Origin of the sequence: Nostoc sp. (assembly GCF_036916975.1) — a bacterium.
Taxonomy (GTDB): Bacteria; Cyanobacteriota; Cyanobacteriia; order Cyanobacteriales; family Nostocaceae; genus Nostoc.
Genome location: NZ_JBALFF010000069.1, coordinates 70,831 through 91,162, shown reverse-complemented (window position 1 = coordinate 91,162; position 20,332 = coordinate 70,831). Strand labels below are relative to the sequence as shown.

Below are 20,332 nucleotides of genomic sequence, written 5' to 3'. Positions count from 1 at the left end.
AATTCTAGAAGATTCTTTTGTTGGGGGGGGTTTCAAGTGTTAGCAGTAATCCGATTGTCAATATTTTCTTTGGATTTCAAGTTGGCAAAAATATAACCTATAAAATTAAATAGGTATTTAGTTATACGAATCATATTAAAGTATGTCGTAAAAATACTTATTAAAATTAGATGATACTCAGAAGCATATAGATGTTATGGAGTAATAAAAATTGCTATTTAATTCTATGAAGGGCTGGCGACAGATGAGCGAAAATTGTTGTAGATTTTATACTGTAAATTACTAATCGGAAATCGCAATCTAAAATCTAAAATAAAATGAGCAATCCCCGTGTTTTGTGCCTCGGTGAAGTTTTGTTTGATTGTTTAGCCGATCAATTGGGGCTAAAGCTGGAAGAAGTAAAATCCTGGACTCCCTATCCAGGAGGGGCGCCAGCTAACGTAGCCTGTGCTTTAGTCAAGCTGGGGACTAAAGCAGGATTTATCGGAGCCGTTGGTGAAGATGAACCAGGAAATGCACTGGTCAAGGTATTACAAGATGTAGGTGTGGAGACAACAGGGGTACAACGCCATCCTACAGCGCCAACGCGGCAAGTTTATGTTACACGGGATCTAGGAGGCGATCGCACCTTCGCCGGATTTGGTAAGTATGACACCGCAGAATTTGCCGATACTCGCCTGCAAGCGAAACAATTGCCCAATTCCCTGTTTCAAGACGCAGATTTTCTGGTTTTGGGTACTTTAGAATTAGCCTATCCTGAAAGTGAAGCGGCAATTCACCGCGCCCTAGAGTTAGCAGAACATTACGATTTGAAGATTGTGCTGGATGTCAACTGGCGTCCTGTATTTTGGGACGAGCCAAACATTGCTCATCAAAAAATTCCAGAATTATTTAAGCGAGTAGATTTCCTCAAACTCTCAAAAGAAGAAGCCGAATGGCTATTTGAAACCGCAGATCCCGGAGCCATTACTTACCGTCTGGCTTCAATTGAAGGAGTACTAGTAACAGATGGGGAAAACGGTTGCAGCTACTGTCTGGGTGAGAACGAAGGCAAATTACCTTCCTTTTCTATCCCCGTAGTTGATACAACTGGTGCTGGGGATAGCTTTTTAGCAGGATTCATCCACCAGTTGAGTCAGCATGGCATCCACAGCTTGCGGGATGCTGAAACCGCAAAACGCATCGTCACTTATGCCAGTGCTGTTGGAGCGCTGACTACCATTAAACCAGGTGCGATCGCTTCTCAACCTACAGATACAGAAGTCCAAGCTTTTCTAGCCACACATCAACTTTAAGAACTAGCATAAGCGATTGGGATATCAGCCACCAAAGGCTGATACTCCCCACTAGAAAATGGACGAAAATCCTCATGCCATTCTGCGGTCATATTGCACAATAAACGTAGTTGGAGAGGTGTCGGTACTGGATTAACGCGCTCAACTTTTACTTTTAGAAGTTCTGAATTTCTGTTCTTGAGTTTAAAAACATCATCCACAATATACCGAGGGCAATAACCTACAATGTAATGATCCTCAGTGCATAAGAGCAATGCATGCGGGTCATGGGGATTTTGAAATTCGTTAGCTAAATATAAGAGTTCACCCGTTTGTAATTGATTAATCCGTTCAGTTGCACAAGCAGGAAGGTGTCGCAGTCCATGTGCAAAAAAATGGATATGGTATAAACCATTTTCATCTGGTTCTGGACAGGGGAAAACTTCAAAATAATCTGTTACCTTGCGTCCACCACTCCGAGAAAGAACGCTAATTGGATCGTCTTCTCCTTCTGGAATATTTAGCGATTCAATATAATCTTTGTAGTCAGGGCGAGAGCGTCGCATTAATCGATTAGAAAACAAGGGGAACAGTTCAACTGATGCGTATTCTTTGTTCAAGTCTGGGAAGGAATATAATAGCTGAAAATTATGTTCAGTTTGAGCTTTTACAGCACCTTGCGTATATACAAATTGATATTTTTTTCCGTCAAATGTTAAGCGACCAATGGGAAGCCAAGCGCGACTTTTAGGATCTTGCCAAGCTAAAAAAAGTGTTTTCATAGTAGGGTGTCCAGCAGCTTAGTTTGATTTAACTCCAATATCTTTTGTGCAAATTCAATTGCTGTTTGCGATATGCGATTAGATGGAATACACTCAAAAAGCTCTAACGTATCATTGCTTGACACCCTTGCTAGATTATTTAACCATACCCTGGCTGCATCTGGATACCGTTGTTGCGCTTCACAAAATGCATTAAAAGTCTTGAGAGTTTTTTGATCGCCAACTCTAGCATACAACGCAGAATTACATTTTTCTACATACGCTTGGACAGAAAAGCCAGCGTCTTTTGTGGTTAGTCTGTTTTTTCTTTTAGAATCAGGCTCGTTCCTACCGAGACAGGAGGCGTGATCGTAAGTTGGTGCTAGATAAATTTTCTCTTGTAAACTGATGAATGCCCAATTTTCATGGTGTCGATCGCTATTCCCGATCCAAGCATCTAAAAGTAAATACCCAACAAAAGTTTCTGTCGCATAACTAATTCTCTCTGGTGGTGTCCAGTCGATAGGTAAATTAACTGAAGCATCTCCGATAGCATTGAATACATTATCAATTGTGTGTTGGGACAGGTCTTTAGAATCTTGTGGATAATTAGATACTAGCCGAGCCAGAATTTCATTACCAAGGGTGAGAATTGCACCTTCTTGAGGCGGCAAAAATGAGGGTGAAACAATACCATTTTCCCCATTGAATATTCCCAGTTCATAATCAGCATGGGGTAAACCTAGTAACTTGCATAACTCGGCTGCAATCTTTTCTGCCCAATCTTCTCCTGTATTTGGTCTAGCTTTCTTGAATAGACAACGACCTAAATACTGATGGCGAAACCAGAACTTTTCTTTGGTTCCCAAATCTTCATCAGCCTCTGGGGCATCTAGGGGAACCTCAATGATACGAAACTGCTCTGGCATAATTTATGCGAAAGCCTGATTTAGAGCAAATTATTAACTTCACCTATTATTAAATGTGTAACAATCAATCGTTAGTCTTAGCTTGATGCCATAGAGTATCAACAGTCACAAACTCATAGCCTTGTTGTAGCAATTGTGGAATCAGAATTTGAATTGTGGCAGCAACATCTTGTCCACCGCAAGCACCATCATGCAAGACAATCAACGAACCATTTTTGACCTGTTGCATAATTCGCTCTACCACAGTATTTACACCTGGTAGCACCCAGTCTTCTGGTACAACACTCCACATAACTGGGCGGTAATTCCACTGAAATAACAATTTTAAAGTAGCAGGTGTAAATAAACCATTGGGGGGGCGGACATCTCGCACTTGTTCAGGTTGCAGGTTGCAGCCATTGTAGATGGCAGCTTGGGTTTTTTCTAAACTGTCCTTCAGATCATTGGGGGAAAGCATGGGAAAAGAGCGATGATCGTAGCCATGTAATCCGATCCAGTGGCCGCGATCGCTCACAGATGCAGCAATGGCTGGTGAACGGTTGACGCAAACACCCAACCAAAAAAAACTCGCTGTAATCTTGTAACGGTCTAATACTGCCAAGACTTCCGGTGTGTATTGAGGATGCGGCCCATCGTCAAATGTGAGGGCGATCGCTTTAGTATGGCGATTTCCAGCCCAAAGGCAGTTGGGAAAACTCGGCTGGAGAATGCGGTAGAAAATTGGGAACAGGGGGGCTAGCTGCATAAAGTTTTTTATTTTTTGCGTAATCTTGCATAAATACACTGATTACTTAATGTTGATAACTGTTAAACGTGGGAATCATAGCTTAAATCGCTTATATCTAGAACTTACTGTACAAACAGAAAGTTCCAGATATAAGCCCTCCTTATAGGTTCCAACATCACAGCGATCGCTTGGGTATGGCAATCACCACTGCAAAATCAGTCGGTAGTCGGCTGGAAAATGTCAATGCTCTATTTTGTAAAAAATCTGTAAAAGCAATACTTTTTCACCTAGTACTTGTCTAAATTGAGGAAAAATCTCCGAATAAACACTGCATAAAAAGTTAATGTTGTTCAAAGATATACGAGATTATCAAATTTCATTTTTGGGCTTGTTCCTAGTCCTGGGAATAAGTACACGAGACTGGACGTTGCGGCCAGAGTTAATTGGGGTATTAATAGCTACTTGTTTATTAACACAATCGATATTGTCATTTGTCATTAGTCATTGGTCATTAGCAAACAACAAAGCGCAAAGTCTGAGCGCCGACTTCCGGCGATCAGAACTTTGTAAGAGAGGACAAATGACTAATAACAAAGGACAAATTACGAATCTTCGCAGTGCTTTAATTACCTCACTGGGACTGAGTTTACTATTGCGTGCCGATCACTGGACGACAATGGTAATAGCCGCAACAAGTGCGATCGCTAGTAAATTTCTCTTCCAATTCCATGATAAGCATTTCTTCAACCCTGGTAATTTTGGCATCATTTCCGCCTTAGTTCTCACTTCCGATGCCTGGGTTTCGCCGGGACAGTGGGGTGAAGAGTGGTGGTATGCGCTGTTATTTGCCGGTACTGGCGGCATGACTTTGCAGCGCATTGGTCGCTGGGACACCACAGCCGCTTTTTTGGGTAGCTATTCCTTGCTAGAAGCGATTCGCAATCTCTGGCTGGGTTGGACTTGGGATGTTTACTGGCATCGGTTGATGAGCGGCTCGTTGTTGTTGTTCGCCCTATTTATGATTACAGATCCGCGATCGATTCCCAATTCTCGAATTGGGCGGGTAGTTTGGGCAGCTTGCATCGCTGGATTAACTTTCATCCTGCGGAATTATTTCTTTGTTCCCACCGCAGTCTTCTGGGCGCTGTTCATCCTTGCGCCGTTGAGCATTCTGCTAGATGTTCTCTGGTTAGCCCCGCGATTTTCTTGGCAAAAAGCAGATGAGGGAGCCGGGGGAGCAGGGGGAGCCGGGGGAGAACTCCTCACTCCTAACTCCTAACTCCTCACTCCTAACTCCAAACTCCAAACTCCAAACTCCTAACTCCAAACTCCTAACTCCAAACTCCAAACTCCTAACTCCTAACTCCTCACTCCTCACTCCTAACTCCTCACTCCTCACTCCTCACTCCTAACTCCCAACTCCTAACTCCTAACTCCCAACTCCCAACTCCTAACTCCCAACTCCCAACTCCTAACTCCCAACTCCCAACTCCTCACTCCCAACTCCCAACTCCCAACTCCTAAATCAGCACTTAATATAGAGGTATAAAAAATGAAGATTTTTCGGTTTTTAACGCCATTACTGTTGACAATTGTCGCTATGTTATGCTTTACACCCGCAGCTTGGGCATTTTGTGGATTTTATTTAGCTAAAGCTGATACAAAGCTGTATAACAAAGCTTCTCAGGTGGTGATAGCACGCAATGGCGATCGCACCGTCCTAACAATGGCAAACGACTACCAAGGCGAAGTCAAAGATTTTGCGATCGTAGTACCAGTGCCAACAGTGGTGCAAAAAGAGCAAGTTCGTGTGACTGAACCCACGATTATCGAGCGCCTAGATGCTTTTAGTGCGCCGCGATTGGTGGAATATTTTGACCCAGATCCTTGTACCCCGCTACCACTATTTGATAGATTCATTACACAATCAGCAGCAGCAGTAAATAGTGCGGAAGTTCAGAGAAGCGATCGCAGTTTGGGTGTGACGGTAGAAGCGAGTTTCAACGTTGGCGAATACGACATCGTGATCCTCAGTGCTAAAGAATCTGGCGGATTGGAAACTTGGCTCACACAAAATGGCTACAAAATTCCTCAAGGGGCGAAACAGTTACTTCAGCCCTATATCCGTTCCTCAATGAAATTCTTTGTTGCCAAAGTCAACTTAGATAAATTTGAGGAATCTGGTTACCAGTTCCTGCGTCCGCTACAAATTTCCTATCAATCACCCAAGTTCATGCTGCCAATTCGTTTAGGCATGATCAATGCTAAGACAGAGCAAGATTTAATTGTCTATATCCTCTCGCCCCAAGGAGAGGCACAAATTACTAACTATCGGACGGTGAAAATCCCCTCCAACGTTAATATTCCCGTATTTGTCAAAAATGAATTTGGTGAATTCTACAAATCCCTGTTCCAAACCGCTTACACCAAAGAAGGCAAGAGAGTCGGCTTTTTGGAATACGCTTGGGACATGGGTAGTTGCGATCCTTGTTCTGCCGATCCCCTTACCCAAGAGGAACTCAAGGAAGCAGGCGTATTTTGGCTAAATGATAATTCTCTAAGTAAGCAAACTAAGCTGAATCAACCAATGCAGATTACACCAATCCGCAAATTTGTTCCTCCCGCTTTTAACAGTAACGTCTTCATCTCCCGTCTGCATGTTCGCTACACCCGCGACACATTCCCTGAAGACTTGACTTTCCTACAAACTGCCAACCGTGAATTATTCCAAGGGCGTTATGTTTTGCAATATCCATTTGAAGGGGAACTGAAGTGTGAGGCAGGTAAAGAATACAAACGGTCTTTGCCCAAGCGTTTTGAACAAGAAGCGCAGACTCTAGCTAGGTTAACCAACGGAAATATCCAAGATATTCGCAACAAAATGAAGCTAAGTGTCGGAAATCTCACATATTCGTTGTGGGAAAGTTTCTTGTATAACCTTGGTTTAAATTGAAATGAGGGAGTGAGGGACAAGGGGATAAGAACTAAAAACTTGCAACAAGTCTTTCCCCTTGTCCCCAATTCTCCTTGTTTCCTTGTCCTCTTTTCAATGCCCAATGACTAAAAATCTTGACGAAAATTTTTTAGCTAAAACAACAAGAAGCCTCTCACCTTCCTTTAAGTAGGTGATAAAGTGTATGTAGTTCACACTGTTGTTATACGCAATACTAAGATATTGTTGCTTTCTTCGCCAAGATTCTCATGGTTCAATTCGATGAACAGCTACGCCGCTTAGTTAGCGAAGCTTGTGAACACCCATCAGGAAGTCCTCAGCGTCAGAAGCTGCTCACGCAAATTGTTCGCTTGAGTGCAAGTAGACTCTGGAGAGAAAGTACTCCTTACTATCAAGACGCACTACAACAAACTTGGTTGTATTTTTGCCGCAATGTTTGTGAAGGTTTGACAGGTCAAACTTATGACCCCACTTATGGCACTGTCATTACCTGGCTAAATGCTTACCTTAAAAGGAGACTACAAGACTTTTACATTAACCAGAACCGGGAACAAGCCACAACAGTTCCTCTTTGGGTTCGTCAGTCTACATCGGGTGGAACAAGTGAAACCATTGATCCTGTAGATAACCTCCCTGCTACCCCCCAAGCACCTCCCATTCTGGAAGACTTGGAGATATGGGCTAAAACAGATTCTGAAGGAGAATTGTGCGCTACTTGTATTAAAGGGCGTCCAGATGTAAATTGTCAGGTATTAATTCTCAAACGTCTACCCCCGGAAGTTAGCTGGAAAGAATTATCTGAAGAATTTAAGCTTTCAATTCCGACATTAAGCAGTTTTTATCAGCGCCAGTGTTTACCACGTTTGCGTAAATTCGCCGAATTTCAGGGATTGTTATAAAAATACGTTGTTTCAGGCTTTTCTTAATTATCCTGCGATGCCTACGGCGGTAAACTACGCAAATCGACCATGCTGTGCCTCTACAAAAGATGTGGTAACTATTTGGCTCGTAGTTGCCCTAAAGCGCAAGACAGCGCAACTACAAGCCAGTGATGATTATTTGCGCCCACTTACTTAGTAATAGACAAAACCCAATCGCCTAACAGTTGGTTTACTCTATCAGGTATTTCATCATGGGGACAATGACCGGCTGTTAAAAAATGTTCTCTGAGTTCAGGATAATATTGACGAAACTTTTGCGAACGTTCTCTAGCATTCATCCAAGGGTCAGCTTCTCCCCACAACATCAACAATGGACAAGTTAATTGCTTTAGTAGCACATCAACTTTCTCCCCTTGAGGAGTGCTAAAGACTGACACAAATACTTCCATTGCACCAGGATCGTAAGCAGGGCGAGAAATTTCTTCTACTAACTGGTCTGTGATGGCGCTTTTGTCAAGATAAACTTTTTCTAAAGTTTGGCGAATTACCCAACGTTGTCGCACGTATTGAAATAACAAAGACTGGGCTAAAGGTTGTTGAAAAATCCACTTAGTGCTGTCACCAAGAAGTTTCTGTAAACTAGCGGGTTGTTTGGGAGCCTGAACTTCTGATTGTAAAGCTTCCGGCTCAGATGTCGCCTGGCTTTCGCTAAAAGGCCCTGCACTATTGAGCAAAACTAAACCAGCCGCACTGTCAAGACGTTGTGCTGCAACACATAGGCTAGCGTAGCCACCAAGGGAATTACCCGCTAATACTGCTTTTTGACCAATTACTTCACTGATAAAATCATGGAGTTGGTCGCGCCACAAGTCTGCGCTATACTGCAATTTCGGTTTTGCCGATCGCCCGAATCCCAAAAGGTCGATCGCAAATACTTCAAAATCTTGAGACAATCCTGTGATATTCTTGCGCCAGTGGTCTGTGGAAGCACCAAATCCATGTACCAAAAGCAAGGGCGGACGTTGCGCTTGCTTTTCTCCCGCACGCACATAGTAAATGTTATGCCCGCGCCACTGCCAATATTTACCAGGAATTGGGGTTGTAGAGGCGGCTGTAGTTGCCTGCATGATTTAAAGAATTGTTAAGTAGCTTTAATAATTGTAGGCTAATTCAAAGAGTGGAGGAGCAGGGAGGCTGGGGGGGGAATCACTAATGACAAATGACAAACAACAAATGACTAAAGAAAGATTAATTACAGGCAAAACTAAGCTATTAGGGGTAATTGGATATCCGGTGGAGCATTCGCTGTCGCCAGCGATGCATAATGCTGCGTTAGCGCATCTCGTCGTTCGCGTAGCGTCTCCAAGAGTTGGCATCGCTAATTTGGGATTAGATTATGTTTATCTTCCCTTTCCTATAGCACCAGAGAATTTAGAAATAGCGATCGCAGGTTTTGCGGCTATTGGTGTTGTCGGTTTTAGTGTGACAATACCTCATAAACAGGCTATAATACCTCTGCTTTCAGAAATTACCCCTGTTGCTCAAGCTATAGGCGCAGTGAATACTGTTACTCGCCAAAATAATCAATGGGTGGGGACAAACACAGATATAGAAGGATTTATCGCTCCTTTGCAGACGACGTATCAGCAAGATTGGAGTCAGAAGGTAGCAGTAATTTTAGGCAATGGTGGCGCAGCTAGAGCAGTTGTCGCAGGTTGTCACCAACTAGGTTTTGCGAAAATTCATGTTGTTGGGCGGAATGTGCAGAGATTACAGGAGTTTGGCAATAGTTGGAAGAATTCACCCATAGGTGAAAATTTACAAGTTCATCACTGGGAAGAATTGCCGAAGTTAATTCCCGAAGCTAATCTGCTGGTAAACACAACCCCCATAGGTATGTATCCCAAGGTTGATGAGTCACCTTTGAGTGGAGAGGAAATAGCAAATTTACCAAAGGGTGCGATCGCTTACGATTTAATATATATTCCGAAACCAACGCAATTTCTAAAGCAGGCAGAAAAACAAGGCGCAATTGCGATCGATGGTTTAGAAATGCTAGTTCAACAAGGGGTAGCAGCATTAAAAATTTGGTTACAGCAGGAAATAGTGCCTGTAGAAGTGATGCGCCAAGCACTGCAAAAGCATTTAGGTTTAGGTTGATGGAGAAATAATTACCCTGAGCTTGTCAGATCAGGTTCGATTGGCAATCAGTCAGCCTGGAAGGTGGAGAAAGTTAGATAATGAATTTGATTGACGCAGCCATTTTTGGTTACCCAATCCAAATAAAATAGTTCCCGCTCTTTAACCTCCAAAGTGCATGAAAATTTTGATTGATCAGGACTTACGCACAGGTAACGGAAAATCGAACCACAGAGACGCAGAGGACACGGAGGAATAAGAGTTTGAGAGGTTTTTTGCGTAAGTTCTATTGATATGAATCTTTCTAAAGTCCAATAATATGCCTCAACCTGATTAACTATTGCAAACTTTAGCATTAGCGGATAAATTGTACTTCTTTAGAGTCGTTATTACCGCTATTTTATTTATGTTATCCAAACCTAAAATAGTTTTTTCGTGGCTTGCATTATTACTCAGTTTTGCAAGCCTATTTCTTAGTTCTTGGATTCTTCTTCCGGCTCCAAATATGTTTTTACTCACTTTAGCAGTAGGAGCGCCAGAAGTCAGTCCTTGGTTATTATTATTAAATTTGCTCTCTTTCTCACTTGGTTTTTTCTACATCCGTCGCCGTAAATTACAACGTTTAGCTTGTATTTTCAGCTTAATAGGATTGCTAATTTGTGCATGGGTGCTAGTGAATATTCCACAAACTGAAATGCAGATGGCTAAAGCGATGAAACAAGGTTTGGGGGCAAATTATCTAGAGCAAATTCCAGTCCAAGTAACGGCTAAGATGCAAACCCATCCTTTTGATTTAGTTAATTCCTTCCGGGGTATTGCATTAGGTAAAACGCGTCATCAAAAAGATATTATTTTTGCTTCTCCTGCGGGAGTGCCTTTAAAAATGGAAGTTTACCAACCCTCACAGGTAGGGAAATATCCAGCAGTGGTAGTAATTTATGGGGGAGCTTGGCAATATGGCAATCCTCATGCAAACTCCGAGTTTAATCAATATATCGCTGATCAGGGATATACGGTATTTGCGATCGCTTATCGACAGGCACCTAAATATCGGTTTCCAATTCAGTTAGATGATGTGCGTACAGCCTTAAATTTTATTCGCAAACATGCAGCAGAATATGAAGCCGATGCAGAACGGATGGTACTTTTAGGGCGTTCTGCGGGAGCGCACCTAGCAATGTTAGCGGCTTATCAACTGGATGCACCACCTATTCGTGGTGTGGTAAACTATTACGGGCCTGTTAACTTAACTGAGGGATACAAAACACCACCAAATCCCGATCCTATCAACACCCGCGCTGTTTTAAAAGCATTTCTCGGTGGTTCTTTAGAAGAATTGCCTAATCAGTATGAAATTGCTTCACCGATAAATTATCTGACGCACCCTTTACCACCAACTTTATTAATTTACGGCAGTCGTGACCATTTGGTAGAAGCGCGATTTGGCAGACAGATGTATGAACGTTTACATGATTCTGGTAATACTGCGGTTTTTCTAGAAATTCCTTGGGCAGAACACGCTTTTGATGCCGTTTTCAACGGTGTGAGCAATCAATTAGCCTTATATTATACCGAGAGGTTTTTGGCTTGGGCGTTGTTCCAGCAATAATTTTATTAACTTACACTTAAATTTCAAAACGTAGACAAAGTTCCTCAATCGCTTTAACAGGTAGATAAAGCTTGAACGAATGTTCTTTAAATTGTTGAAAACCGTATTTTTGGTAAAAGTTAACTGCTTTTTCATCTATAGCTTCTACAATTACTGCAACGGATGCAACTTGCTCTGTAGCTCTTAGGACACGCTTCAAAGCATCTATCAGAATCACTCCTCCTAAACCTTGACCTTGACGACTGCTATCAACAGCAAGACGACCAAGTAAAATAGCTGGTAGCAAAGGATAGCGAGGTAAACCCTTGGTAAAGGTTTGATCTAGATTAGTAATATCTACTGTGTAAGTTGAAAGAGTGTAATAAGCAATAATATCTATGCTTGGAGAGTCAATCAAAACAAACACTGTAGCGACTTTTTTCTTTAGGTCTTGAGATGCAGATTTAACTATATAGGTGTCTAAACTATCATTTCCACAAGCAAAAATTGAGCGGTTATGCCTTTTACTATCTAGCAACTCAATCGTTAACACCATTTTTTGGGATTATTTGTTTGTAACGTAAAGCTGCTGCGATGAGAGAATCGGAAGGTTTGGGTAAGTTTTGCAGAGCTTCTACAAAAGCTTCAGCATCTTCTAAACTGAGCTTGAGTGTTTGATGCTGCTGTATAACGTTGTAAGCTGCTTCCTGAACGCTGGCGATGACAAAATCCGTCAAGGTGACTCCCTGTAAATCGGCAGCTTTTTGCCATAAAGCTTTTATCTCAGGATTGACGCGTGCTTCTAATCTAGCTGTCTGTTGCAAGGTGTTATCACTCATAAAACATAAATATAAGTCTATATTTAAAGTCTATACGGCATTATGCCGTATCTATTAAAAATATTTCAATATCTACTTTTGAGGCCAGCGCCAGTTATAGCGATTCCATTCGTAGATTCCTTGAATTTCATACTCAGCGCCGTTGAAGAAGCGGACGACGCAGTTAGTAGAGGTATGATCGCCGTTGCTAATTTCTTCGACCTTAATCACCATACAGGGAAACCATTCGCGCTTGCAAGGGCCATCTTCTTGCACCCATTCCCATAGTGCATTGGAAACTTCAATGCGATCGCCTACTCTTAGCTTTAGTGCATCCTCAAAATAAGAATATTTATCAAAATGATACGACTCTACACGATTTAGCCACTGTAAACCATAGCGTTGCCGTATAAATTGTACTGTTCCAGAGTCATTTTGCTGTAGCCAGTCGTTGAGTAATTGCACTTTCCAAGTGCGGTTGCGTTGTTCTTCATCCTTAACAAATTGTAAAAATGCTTCTAACTCCTCTGGGGTAAGTTCGTCTAAGGGATTAGCAATAGTTGATGCTCTAGAGGTCGAATTTCCCTGAATTTGCTCCACGACTTGCAGTAATATCTGTTTCTGCGTGTCAGTGAGAGGACAGCTTGCTGCATCACAATCATTAAAGGCTGCGAGCATAGATGCTTCAATCTCATCTGGAGTCATAAGTTAATAGCAATTGAGGGTTTATTTCCCTAATTATTACAAAGGTTAAATTAAAGTCTTCAATTCCTTGTACTTAAATTCAGGTAAGCTGAGGTTATAAGTTACATTTTGTTAGATTAAACCACGGAGTCTTTTATGCGCTTGCGCTCACTCACGGTCGTTTTTATTTCCTGTCTCATCACCTTTCTATCGTGGGTGAGCATTCCCCCTGCTGTAGCACTGACACAGATTAGATTATTTGATGTTTCCTATAAAGATTGTCCACCAGAACTTGCAGAAGGGGCTGTTATCAGTAGTGGTAGCGCGGCTGCTAATTGTTTTCTTGTGATTGGCAAAGCAGAAAATGGCACTTATAAAACAGTCTACGACGCAGATATTTTTGGACGCATCTATGATGCCAATAATGATTCGGTAATGCAAAACCGGACTCGCTTAGGTTCTATTGCTGAAGTACCACCAGGAATTAGCGATTTTGAATTGAGAATTTCTGTACCTGCGAATCAGCCTACTCCGTTGAAGCTGAAGCAGTTTAAAGCAGCCGGATTTAGCGGCCAAGTGCGTAAGTAATAGCTGTTTTTCAAATAAACTTGCATATACTGGGCGGGCAGGATGCCCACCCCACAAGAGTTATATTTTATAAGGGTTATGCAAATTTGATGTTTTTTAGCTTACCATTTTAGAACAAGCAATCAGTTTTAAAGTTTTACAATTTTAACTAGTTCCGTGGGTTTAAGTCCCCCGCTTCTAAAACCGGTAAGTAATGCGATTGGGGTTAAATCCCCATTACAAAACAAAATTTACGAATTACGAATTACGAATTACGAATTATTTTAAGTATCTCGTCTCGTGTTTCTTCAGGTAACTTAGCCTTTGTATAAACAACGAATTTTGCTAAATCGTAATTTGAATGATGCTTAAGAAAATGTTCGTTCAAATCAAATCCATCTAAACCTCCGGGGTACTCCCGCCACAGCGAAGCTTGGCGGTGAGGGGGATTGTCAGGTGATTGAGTGGGGGTCAATCCCTCCGAAATCAGCAATCAGGACTGCTTTGTTTCTCAACATAAGATTTAAGTTGTTCCAGGGTAACACCTCCACACGAGGCGACAAAGTATGCACCTGTCCAGAAGACTGGTTTACTGTAAAACCGATCAACGTGTTCATTGAACTCCTTGCGAATTAAACGACTAGACACTGTTTTTAGGTTGTTCACTAGCTTGCTGACTTCCACATCCGGCGGGTAACTAATAACCAGGTGAACATGGTCTGATTCTGCGTTGAATTCCGTAACTTTGCTTCTCCACTTAGTACAGGTGTTTTCAAATATTTCTTGCAGTCGTTTGAGCATTGCTTGGTTGATAACCTTCCTCCGATATTTAGTGACAAGCACTAAATGAATATTAAGGCTATAAACTGCTCTGTGTCCTATGTTGTAAGTCATGCCACCAAATGGTATTATGACTATATGCTACTAACTTATCAGTTCAAACTCAACCCTACTCCCGAACAAGTTGTCATTCTTGAGACTTGGGGCGAGTTGCTGCGTCGTCATTGGAACTACGCACTAGGGGAAAGATTGGACTGGCTAAGGCGCACAAGGTCACAAATTGACCGATGTAGCTTAGTTTCTGAACCAATTGGGGAGATACCAGACAAAGCAGATTACTATACACAAGCAAGCAACCTCAAGCGGACTAAAGAGCTATTTCCTGATTACAGAAACATCTATGCCGACTGCCAACAACAAAATTTAATGCGGTTGGACAAGGCGTGGAAACGATGGTTAACACCTGACAAAAAGGGTAAAAGGGGAGGAAGACCACGTTTTAAAAAGCGTGGTGATATAAGTTCTTTTACATTTCCTCGCGTTAATTCACCAAAAGCTGGCGCACATGTGACAGGTAATACTCTCAAGCTGTCCAAGATTGGTGAGATTGATGTTATCTTGCATCGACCAATTCCAGAAGGATTTGAGATTAAGCAAGCAACAATTTTAAGTAAAGCTGATGGGTGGTATGTGAGTTTTTCTCTTGAGGATAAAACTGTACCTGATTCTTTATCTGTTGATAAAATTAAGTCTGCCACAGGTATAGATGTCGGTCTGGAGAAATTTTTGACTACTGCTGATGGACAAAGTATTGAAGTGCCGCAGTATTACCGCGCATCTCAATCTACGTTGGCTCGTCAACAGCGCAAGCTTGCACGTAAAATTAGTGGTTCTAAGAATTACCAAAAGCAAGCTAGAAAGGTTGCACTTACTCACTTGCACGTTGCGAGACAAAGAAAAGAGTTTCACTATCATGTCGCTCATTTGTTGGTTAAATCTTATGACTTGATTGTTTTTGAACTCTTGTTCATTAGAGGTTTAGCTAGAACACGATTAGCTAAGTCGATACTTGATGTTGCCTGGGGTGCATTCCTGGAAATCATGCAAGCAGTAGCGGTAAAACGCGTCTTGCTGACACTTGGAGTTGACCCTAGAGGGACAAGTATTAATTGTTCAAATTGTGGCGAAAGAGTCGAGAAAACTTTGTCCGTCCGCGTTCATAGTTGTTCTTGTGGATTGGTCATTGACCGCGATTGGAACAGCGCAATGAATTTGTTAAAGCGTGGGTCGGTTGGACTACCGATTCCTGGCTGTGGAGGCTTAGGGGATACCCAGCCTATGAAGCAGCAAGTCTCATTTGTGAATCTGAGATGCTCCCGCTAACTGAAAAGCAGTTAGCGGTGAGAGTTGTCACTACTAATAATACCACCGTTGCGATCGTTGAGGATTTGCATAGATTCTTCTAAATCTGGAGAAGGAATAATCAAGACGACATTTATATATGGCTTTAAAACTTGTTGCACCCGCTTAAAAAGCCGGTCATCTTCATAAACAGAATGGCCTGCGCCAAAATCAATAACACAATTGCTATATTCAGAAAGTACTCTTTCAACCGCGTAGGCTTCAAAGGGTTTCCAATATCGATAAATACCTTGAAGTCCAACTTTAGCTCTTATTTGCTTTGCCAGTTTTTCATCGTAATTTATTTCCTTATAATAATCCAATCGTACATCGTCCATAGAACACTGTGGAATAGCTAGCTTCTGGGCGAGAAGTTTTCCAAGGGTGCTTTTACCTGTACTAATTGGCCCAATGAGAATAATATCTGAAATCTTATGACTCATTTTAAAAAGCCTGAAGATTAGAAACAATGCTATATAAATAAATTCCGCCTGCATCTACTACTAAACTTGAAAGCTTAGGTAGTCATAACTTCAACTCTTGATTCATCCTCTCTTCCAGCACATCCAATAACCCATCCACATCCTTCCCAACTTCCTCAAAACAAATCGGTGGCGCTGGTTCCGGTGCAAACTGAATTAACTTAACTTCCCCCTTCCCAATCCCAATCATCACAACTTCCACATCCGGCTTGTGATTCTCAACAATTCCCAAAATTTCCTGAAGCCGATTTTCAACTTGAATATTTAACTTCTCTATCTGCTCTTTCGGACAATAAACAAAATGCGGCGTTGGTTGCAAATCAATACCAACAGTACCTTGACTGTCACCATTTGCTAACCACAATCCCCAAAAAAGCGCCGCCAATTCTTGCTGATTTGCTTTGACAAACTTATCCAACTGGCGACGCCACTTAGTATCACCTGATTCTGGTTGACTATTACCAAAAAACATAAATAATTCGTAATTCGTAATTCGTAATTCGTAATTGACAAAGAATGAGTCAAACTCACCTCAAGCCTGATTGTACACGCCAGAGGCCGGAATAAATCTCGTCTTTCTCTAGCAATTGCTCATGGGTTCCTGATTCTACTAATTTCCCATGTTCCATGACATAAATGCAATCGGCATTGCGGATGGTGGAAAGACGATGAGCGATCGCAATTGTAGTTCTATCTGCTGTAATCCGGTCAAGCGATCGCTGGATTGCTGCTTCTGTCTCATTATCCACTGCTGAGGTAGCTTCATCTAAAATCAGAATCGGGGGATTTTTCAAGACTGCACGGGCGATCGCAATCCGTTGTCTTTGTCCACCAGATAACTTTTGTCCTCTTTCCCCCACAATTGTCTCATAACCTTGGGGCAATTCAATAATAAATTCGTGCGCCTCGGCTATCTTCGCCGCCGTGATAATTTCTTGCTCTGTAGTCTCAAAGCTACCATAAGCAATATTCTCTGCTATAGTGCCATGAAATAGAAAGACATCTTGACTCACCAAACCAATACATCGGCGTAAATCTTTTAAATTCAAACTTTGCAAATCAATGCCATCGAGAGTAATACTTCCCGTTTGCACTTCGTATAACCGCAACAAAAGTTTAACTAAAGTGCTTTTACCAGAACCCGTTGAACCGACAATTGCGATCGTTTTCCCCGCCGGAATATTCAAAGACAGATTTTTAATAACTGGAAATCTATCTTTATAGGCAAAATAAACATTTTTAAATTGGACTTCACCGCGCACTTCACCCACAGGTAACGATACATCACCTGTATGAATAGCAATAGGAGTATCCAACAAATTCATGACTCGATTAGTAGAAGCCATTGCTCGTTGATATTGGTCAAATGTTTCGCCTAATCTAGTTAAAGGCCACAGTAATCGCTGAATTAAAAACACTAATACGCTGTAAGTACCTACAGACATTTGTCCAGAAACTGCTGCCATCCCGCCATATAAAAGTAATGCTGTGAAACCCACCAAAATCAGCATCCGAATTAACGGGACAAAAGCAGCAGAAAGAGCAATTGCTTTAGAATTACTTTGGCGATAAGCTTCACTATCTAATTCCAAACGAGAGGCTTCATAAGTTTCGGCGGTGAAACTTTTAATAGTAGTAATTCCACTGATATTGTTTGACAAACGCGAATTCAGGAAACCTACCTTTTCGCGGACATCGGCGTAGCGAGGCGCAAGTAGTCGTTGATAAGCAAAGGAACCCCAGAGGATAAAGGGCATCGGTGATAAAGCCATCCACGCTACACTAGGAGCCAAAATAAAGAAAGCAGCGCCTATAATTAGAACAGTTGCGGAAACTTGGATAATATCATTCGCTCCTCCATCCAAAAACCGCTCTAATTGGTTAATATCATCACTGAGGATAGACATTAAACCGCCAGTGCTGCGTTCTTCAAAATAAGCCAATTCTAATTCTTGCAAATGTTTGTATGCATCTAAACGCAAGTCATGCTGAATATTTTGAGCCAAATTGCGCCAAAGTCGAGCGTAGGCGTACTCAAAAACAGATTCTAGTATCCAAATGATCACAGTCAGGAAGGAAATAATCAAAAACTGTTGAAAGACATCGCGTACCCCTAACTGAGCAATCATGGAATTCTGCTGCTTAACTACCACATCCACCGCGACACCAATTAAGCCGGGTGGTGCTAAGTCGAAAAATTTATTGAGGGTAGAATAAGTAGTCGCCAGCCAAATTTGTTTGCGATACTGGTGTCCATATTCAAGCAAACGCTGGAGAGGATGCGTTGAATGTTTACGCCTTCTTGATGTCCGATGAGATTTTAATACAGTAGCCACAGCTTTTTGCAGTTTCTTTTAATATAGCGAGAATTACTTTCACTATTAAGAATTTCCCAGAAATTAGAAGGAATTGCTGCACCATTACCAGTAGTTCTACTGCAATTCGTTCGGGCGATCGCTCGATTACCGCTTCTATTTTATTATCTATCCTCAAGGTCTTTACTAATGACCCAAAGTACTATCTAAGTGGGGCAATTGAAATATAACCAACCCAAGCGTATTGATCCTACTCGCCCAAGGGTTGATGTTTATTTTATATTTTAGAGGATTATGAAAACAATATGAGAATATTTAACGGCAAAGTAAATGATTCCACCAGAAAACAAACCTAGCTTACCAGAGGTTCACCGCAGTATTAGAATCCCTAACAGCAGAAGCTTTTGGCGCAAGATGATGGCTTATACAGGGCCAGGGTATCTGGTTTCAGTGGGATACATTGATCCTGGAAATTGGGCAACAGACATCGCCGGGGGGTCAAAATTTGGGTATACTCTATTAACAGTGATTCTGCTGTCGAACCTGATGGCGATATTACTCCAATCACTATGTGTCCGTTTGGGAGTTGCAACAGGGCGAGATTTGGCGCAGGCTTGTCGAGACTATTTCAGCCGCAGAGTAAGCTTTTGTTTGTGGGTATTGTGTGAGATTGCGATCGCAGCTTGTGACTTAGCAGAACTACTAGGAAGTGCGATCGCGCTACAACTTTTATTTGGTATTCCCTTAGTGTGGGGTGTTTGCATCACAGCACTGGATGTTCTGGTATTGTTATTCTTACAACATAAAGGCTTTCGTTATACAGAAGCCCTAGTAATAATGCTGGTAGCAACAGTAGGCATCTGTTTTACGACAGAAATTCTGTTTTCCCGTCCTGATATGGGGGGGATTTTGTTGGGATATGTACCCAAAAGAGAGATTTTACAGAATCCAGAAATGCTCTACATTGCTATCGGCATTTTAGGGGCGACAGTGATGCCTCATAACTTATATTTACACTCCTCAATTGTCCAAACGCGGGATTGGCAACCTAATACTAAAAAAAGATGGGAAGCAATTAAGTTTGGCACAATTGATTCAACTTTTGCTTTGTCATTTGCATTGTTTATCAACTCAGCAATTTTAATTGTGTCTGCGGCAACATTCCATTTTTCTGGTAATCAGAATGTGGCAGAAATTCAAGATGCTTATAAATTACTTTCACCATTGTTAGGAGTTAGTGCTGCTAGTGCTATTTTTGGCATCGCTTTACTTGCTTCTGGCCAAAGTTCAACCCTAACTGCAACTCTGGCAGGACAAATTGTTATGGAAGGCTTTTTGCAATTTCGCTTTCCGTCTTGGTTACGCCGTTTAATAACCCGTTTACTTGCGATTATTCCCGCGTTAATTGCAATCATTTTTTTTGGTGAAAAGAGTACAGGTAAACTCATAGTTCTCAGTCAAGTTATCCTCAGCTTACAGTTACCGTTTGCAGTGATTCCATTGGTGATGTTTACGAGTAATCGCCGTTTGATGGGTGAGTTTGTGAATCCCTTGTGGTTAAAATCTTTAGCTTGGTTAGTTGCGATTGTTATCCTTGGCTTAAATGTTTGGTTGCTATTACAAACTCTTTTGGGATGACTAAGTAAGTGGGCGCAAATAATTATCACTGGCTTGTAGTTGCGCTGTCTTCGCTAAAGCGCAACTACGAGCCAAATACAGAGATTTTACTTTTCGTTAGGGACTTCCAAATAAAAAAATGTTCCAAAACTGACGCAAAAACTCTCTCTATTTCTTCTCTCTGCGTTCTCTGTGCGGCAGTCGCTCATGGGGGAAACCCCCAAGACCGCGCTGCCTTGTCTCTGTGGTTCGTTTATTGGAATAATTTATTTCTTGGAAGTCCCTTACATAGTTTAGTTTTATCTTGTCTACCTACTTAAGTCAGGGCTATTTCATTCTATTTTTACGGCAGTTTTTAGGAATCTTTTTCACAAAAATAAGAATTTAAACGCGATTTAAGTTGAGAACCGTAGTTT

The 20,332-nt window shown here is 41.7% G+C and carries 21 protein-coding genes; 9 read left to right on the top strand and 12 right to left on the bottom strand.

Annotated elements, in window-relative coordinates:
• The first annotated feature begins 317 nt into the window (after window positions 1-317).
• Window positions 318-1,295, top strand: coding sequence for a carbohydrate kinase family protein (locus V7K73_RS17275; RefSeq protein WP_334881823.1), 978 nt, complete (start codon window positions 318-320; stop codon window positions 1,293-1,295).
• Here the strand turns inward: V7K73_RS17275 and V7K73_RS17270 are convergent.
• The 3 genes from V7K73_RS17270 to V7K73_RS17260 all read right to left on the bottom strand — a co-directional run bounded on the left by V7K73_RS17270 (window position 1,292) and on the right by V7K73_RS17260 (window position 3,709).
• On the bottom strand, window positions 1,292-2,056 hold the full coding sequence (locus V7K73_RS17270) for an HIRAN domain-containing protein (protein ID WP_334881822.1): 765 nt from the start codon (window positions 2,054-2,056) through the stop codon (window positions 1,292-1,294). The genes V7K73_RS17275 and V7K73_RS17270 overlap by 4 nt on opposite strands.
• Window positions 2,053-2,964 (bottom strand): HipA-like protein, encoded by a 912-nt coding sequence (locus V7K73_RS17265; protein ID WP_334881821.1) that lies wholly within the window; start codon window positions 2,962-2,964, stop codon window positions 2,053-2,055. The genes V7K73_RS17270 and V7K73_RS17265 overlap by 4 nt, the downstream gene beginning before the upstream one ends.
• Window positions 2,965-3,028: 64 nt before the next feature.
• Window positions 3,029-3,709 (bottom strand): polysaccharide deacetylase family protein, encoded by a 681-nt coding sequence (locus V7K73_RS17260; protein WP_334881820.1) that lies wholly within the window; start codon window positions 3,707-3,709, stop codon window positions 3,029-3,031.
• Between the two features lie 325 nt (window positions 3,710-4,034).
• Between V7K73_RS17260 and V7K73_RS17255 the strand changes: the two genes are divergently transcribed.
• The 3 genes from V7K73_RS17255 (at window position 4,035) to V7K73_RS17245 (ending at window position 7,543) form a co-directional block, all read left to right on the top strand.
• Window positions 4,035-4,970 carry an RnfABCDGE type electron transport complex subunit D gene (locus V7K73_RS17255; RefSeq protein ID WP_334881819.1) on the top strand — a complete coding sequence of 312 codons (936 nt, stop codon included), beginning with the start codon at window positions 4,035-4,037 and terminating at the stop codon, window positions 4,968-4,970.
• Between the two features lie 273 nt (window positions 4,971-5,243).
• On the top strand, window positions 5,244-6,644 hold the full coding sequence (locus V7K73_RS17250) for a DUF2330 domain-containing protein (protein ID WP_334881818.1): 1,401 nt from the start codon (window positions 5,244-5,246) through the stop codon (window positions 6,642-6,644).
• A gap of 248 nt (window positions 6,645-6,892) precedes the next feature.
• The gene (locus V7K73_RS17245; RefSeq protein ID WP_334881817.1) at window positions 6,893-7,543 is read left to right on the top strand and encodes a sigma-70 family RNA polymerase sigma factor; all 651 of its coding nucleotides are present in this window, start codon (window positions 6,893-6,895) and stop codon (window positions 7,541-7,543) included.
• A 170-nt stretch (window positions 7,544-7,713) separates the two neighbouring features.
• Here the strand turns inward: V7K73_RS17245 and V7K73_RS17240 are convergent, their stop codons facing one another.
• Window positions 7,714-8,652: an alpha/beta fold hydrolase gene (locus V7K73_RS17240; protein ID WP_334881816.1), complete on the bottom strand. Its 939-nt coding sequence runs from the start codon at window positions 8,650-8,652 to the stop codon at window positions 7,714-7,716.
• Between the two features lie 106 nt (window positions 8,653-8,758).
• Between V7K73_RS17240 and V7K73_RS17235 the strand changes: the two genes are divergently transcribed.
• On the top strand, window positions 8,759-9,685 hold the full coding sequence (locus tag V7K73_RS17235) for a shikimate dehydrogenase (RefSeq protein WP_334881907.1): 927 nt from the start codon (window positions 8,759-8,761) through the stop codon (window positions 9,683-9,685).
• A gap of 385 nt (window positions 9,686-10,070) precedes the next feature.
• Window positions 10,071-11,273, top strand: a complete 1,203-nt coding sequence (locus V7K73_RS17230; RefSeq protein WP_334881815.1) for an alpha/beta hydrolase — start codon at window positions 10,071-10,073, stop codon at window positions 11,271-11,273.
• A gap of 16 nt (window positions 11,274-11,289) precedes the next feature.
• Here the strand turns inward: V7K73_RS17230 and V7K73_RS17225 are convergent, their stop codons facing one another.
• The 3 genes from V7K73_RS17225 to V7K73_RS17215 all read right to left on the bottom strand — a co-directional run bounded on the left by V7K73_RS17225 (window position 11,290) and on the right by V7K73_RS17215 (window position 12,775).
• Window positions 11,290-11,808, bottom strand: a complete 519-nt coding sequence (locus tag V7K73_RS17225) for a GNAT family N-acetyltransferase (RefSeq protein ID WP_334881814.1) — start codon at window positions 11,806-11,808, stop codon at window positions 11,290-11,292.
• A complete protein-coding gene (locus V7K73_RS17220; protein ID WP_334881813.1) occupies window positions 11,792-12,091 on the bottom strand; it encodes a type II toxin-antitoxin system TacA family antitoxin in 300 nt (99 codons plus the stop codon). Before V7K73_RS17220 ends, V7K73_RS17225 begins: the two co-directional genes overlap by 17 nt.
• Window positions 12,092-12,163: 72 nt before the next feature.
• Window positions 12,164-12,775: a hypothetical protein gene (locus V7K73_RS17215; protein WP_334881812.1), complete on the bottom strand. Its 612-nt coding sequence runs from the start codon at window positions 12,773-12,775 to the stop codon at window positions 12,164-12,166.
• A gap of 135 nt (window positions 12,776-12,910) precedes the next feature.
• Here V7K73_RS17215 and V7K73_RS17210 point away from each other — a divergent pair, with 135 nt between their 5' ends.
• Window positions 12,911-13,342 (top strand): biotin carboxylase, encoded by a 432-nt coding sequence (locus V7K73_RS17210; RefSeq protein WP_334881811.1) that lies wholly within the window; start codon window positions 12,911-12,913, stop codon window positions 13,340-13,342.
• A 465-nt stretch (window positions 13,343-13,807) separates the two neighbouring features.
• Here V7K73_RS17210 and tnpA read toward each other — a convergent pair whose 3' ends face one another.
• Window positions 13,808-14,215, bottom strand: a complete 408-nt coding sequence (tnpA, locus tag V7K73_RS17205; protein WP_334881810.1) for an IS200/IS605 family transposase — start codon at window positions 14,213-14,215, stop codon at window positions 13,808-13,810.
• A 24-nt stretch (window positions 14,216-14,239) separates the two neighbouring features.
• Here tnpA and V7K73_RS17200 point away from each other — a divergent pair, with 24 nt between their 5' ends.
• Window positions 14,240-15,484, top strand: coding sequence for an RNA-guided endonuclease InsQ/TnpB family protein (locus V7K73_RS17200; protein ID WP_334881809.1), 1,245 nt, complete (start codon window positions 14,240-14,242; stop codon window positions 15,482-15,484).
• 11 nt (window positions 15,485-15,495) lie between these two features.
• Here V7K73_RS17200 and V7K73_RS17195 read toward each other — a convergent pair whose 3' ends face one another.
• The 4 genes from V7K73_RS17195 to V7K73_RS17180 form a co-directional block, all read right to left on the bottom strand.
• Window positions 15,496-15,945 carry a shikimate kinase gene (locus tag V7K73_RS17195; protein WP_334881808.1) on the bottom strand — a complete coding sequence of 150 codons (450 nt, stop codon included), beginning with the start codon at window positions 15,943-15,945 and terminating at the stop codon, window positions 15,496-15,498.
• Between the two features lie 82 nt (window positions 15,946-16,027).
• On the bottom strand, window positions 16,028-16,456 hold the full coding sequence (gene ccmS / locus V7K73_RS17190) for a beta-carboxysome assembly chaperone CcmS (RefSeq protein WP_334881807.1): 429 nt from the start codon (window positions 16,454-16,456) through the stop codon (window positions 16,028-16,030).
• 55 nt (window positions 16,457-16,511) lie between these two features.
• On the bottom strand, window positions 16,512-18,320 hold the full coding sequence (locus V7K73_RS17185; protein ID WP_334881806.1) for an ABC transporter ATP-binding protein: 1,809 nt from the start codon (window positions 18,318-18,320) through the stop codon (window positions 16,512-16,514).
• Window positions 18,277-18,477 (bottom strand): hypothetical protein, encoded by a 201-nt coding sequence (locus tag V7K73_RS17180; RefSeq protein ID WP_334881805.1) that lies wholly within the window; start codon window positions 18,475-18,477, stop codon window positions 18,277-18,279. The genes V7K73_RS17185 and V7K73_RS17180 overlap by 44 nt, the downstream gene beginning before the upstream one ends.
• Window positions 18,478-18,629: 152 nt before the next feature.
• On the opposite strand from V7K73_RS17180, the gene V7K73_RS17175 reads away from it, so the two are divergent.
• Window positions 18,630-19,937 (top strand): Nramp family divalent metal transporter, encoded by a 1,308-nt coding sequence (locus tag V7K73_RS17175; RefSeq protein ID WP_334881804.1) that lies wholly within the window; start codon window positions 18,630-18,632, stop codon window positions 19,935-19,937.
• Window positions 19,938-20,332: the final 395 nt, after the last annotated feature.

Coding starts and splice junctions, on each gene's coding strand:
- V7K73_RS17225 (WP_334881814.1), bottom strand. CDS start 11,808: ATGGTGTTAACGATTGAGTTGCTAGATAGTAAAAGGCATAACCGCTCA.
- V7K73_RS17230 (WP_334881815.1), top strand. CDS start 10,071: ATGTTATCCAAACCTAAAATAGTTTTTTCGTGGCTTGCATTATTACTC.
- ccmS (WP_334881807.1), bottom strand. CDS start 16,456: ATGTTTTTTGGTAATAGTCAACCAGAATCAGGTGATACTAAGTGGCGT.
- V7K73_RS17175 (WP_334881804.1), top strand. CDS start 18,630: ATGATTCCACCAGAAAACAAACCTAGCTTACCAGAGGTTCACCGCAGT.
- V7K73_RS17260 (WP_334881820.1), bottom strand. CDS start 3,709: ATGCAGCTAGCCCCCCTGTTCCCAATTTTCTACCGCATTCTCCAGCCG.
- V7K73_RS17215 (WP_334881812.1), bottom strand. CDS start 12,775: ATGACTCCAGATGAGATTGAAGCATCTATGCTCGCAGCCTTTAATGAT.
- V7K73_RS17235 (WP_334881907.1), top strand. CDS start 8,759: ATGACTAAAGAAAGATTAATTACAGGCAAAACTAAGCTATTAGGGGTA.
- V7K73_RS17240 (WP_334881816.1), bottom strand. CDS start 8,652: ATGCAGGCAACTACAGCCGCCTCTACAACCCCAATTCCTGGTAAATAT.
- V7K73_RS17200 (WP_334881809.1), top strand. CDS start 14,240: ATGCTACTAACTTATCAGTTCAAACTCAACCCTACTCCCGAACAAGTT.
- V7K73_RS17255 (WP_334881819.1), top strand. CDS start 4,035: ATGTTGTTCAAAGATATACGAGATTATCAAATTTCATTTTTGGGCTTG.
- V7K73_RS17210 (WP_334881811.1), top strand. CDS start 12,911: ATGCGCTTGCGCTCACTCACGGTCGTTTTTATTTCCTGTCTCATCACC.
- V7K73_RS17250 (WP_334881818.1), top strand. CDS start 5,244: ATGAAGATTTTTCGGTTTTTAACGCCATTACTGTTGACAATTGTCGCT.
- V7K73_RS17195 (WP_334881808.1), bottom strand. CDS start 15,945: ATGAGTCATAAGATTTCAGATATTATTCTCATTGGGCCAATTAGTACA.
- V7K73_RS17265 (WP_334881821.1), bottom strand. CDS start 2,964: ATGCCAGAGCAGTTTCGTATCATTGAGGTTCCCCTAGATGCCCCAGAG.
- V7K73_RS17245 (WP_334881817.1), top strand. CDS start 6,893: ATGGTTCAATTCGATGAACAGCTACGCCGCTTAGTTAGCGAAGCTTGT.
- V7K73_RS17220 (WP_334881813.1), bottom strand. CDS start 12,091: ATGAGTGATAACACCTTGCAACAGACAGCTAGATTAGAAGCACGCGTC.
- tnpA (WP_334881810.1), bottom strand. CDS start 14,215: ATGACTTACAACATAGGACACAGAGCAGTTTATAGCCTTAATATTCAT.
- V7K73_RS17275 (WP_334881823.1), top strand. CDS start 318: ATGAGCAATCCCCGTGTTTTGTGCCTCGGTGAAGTTTTGTTTGATTGT.
- V7K73_RS17270 (WP_334881822.1), bottom strand. CDS start 2,056: ATGAAAACACTTTTTTTAGCTTGGCAAGATCCTAAAAGTCGCGCTTGG.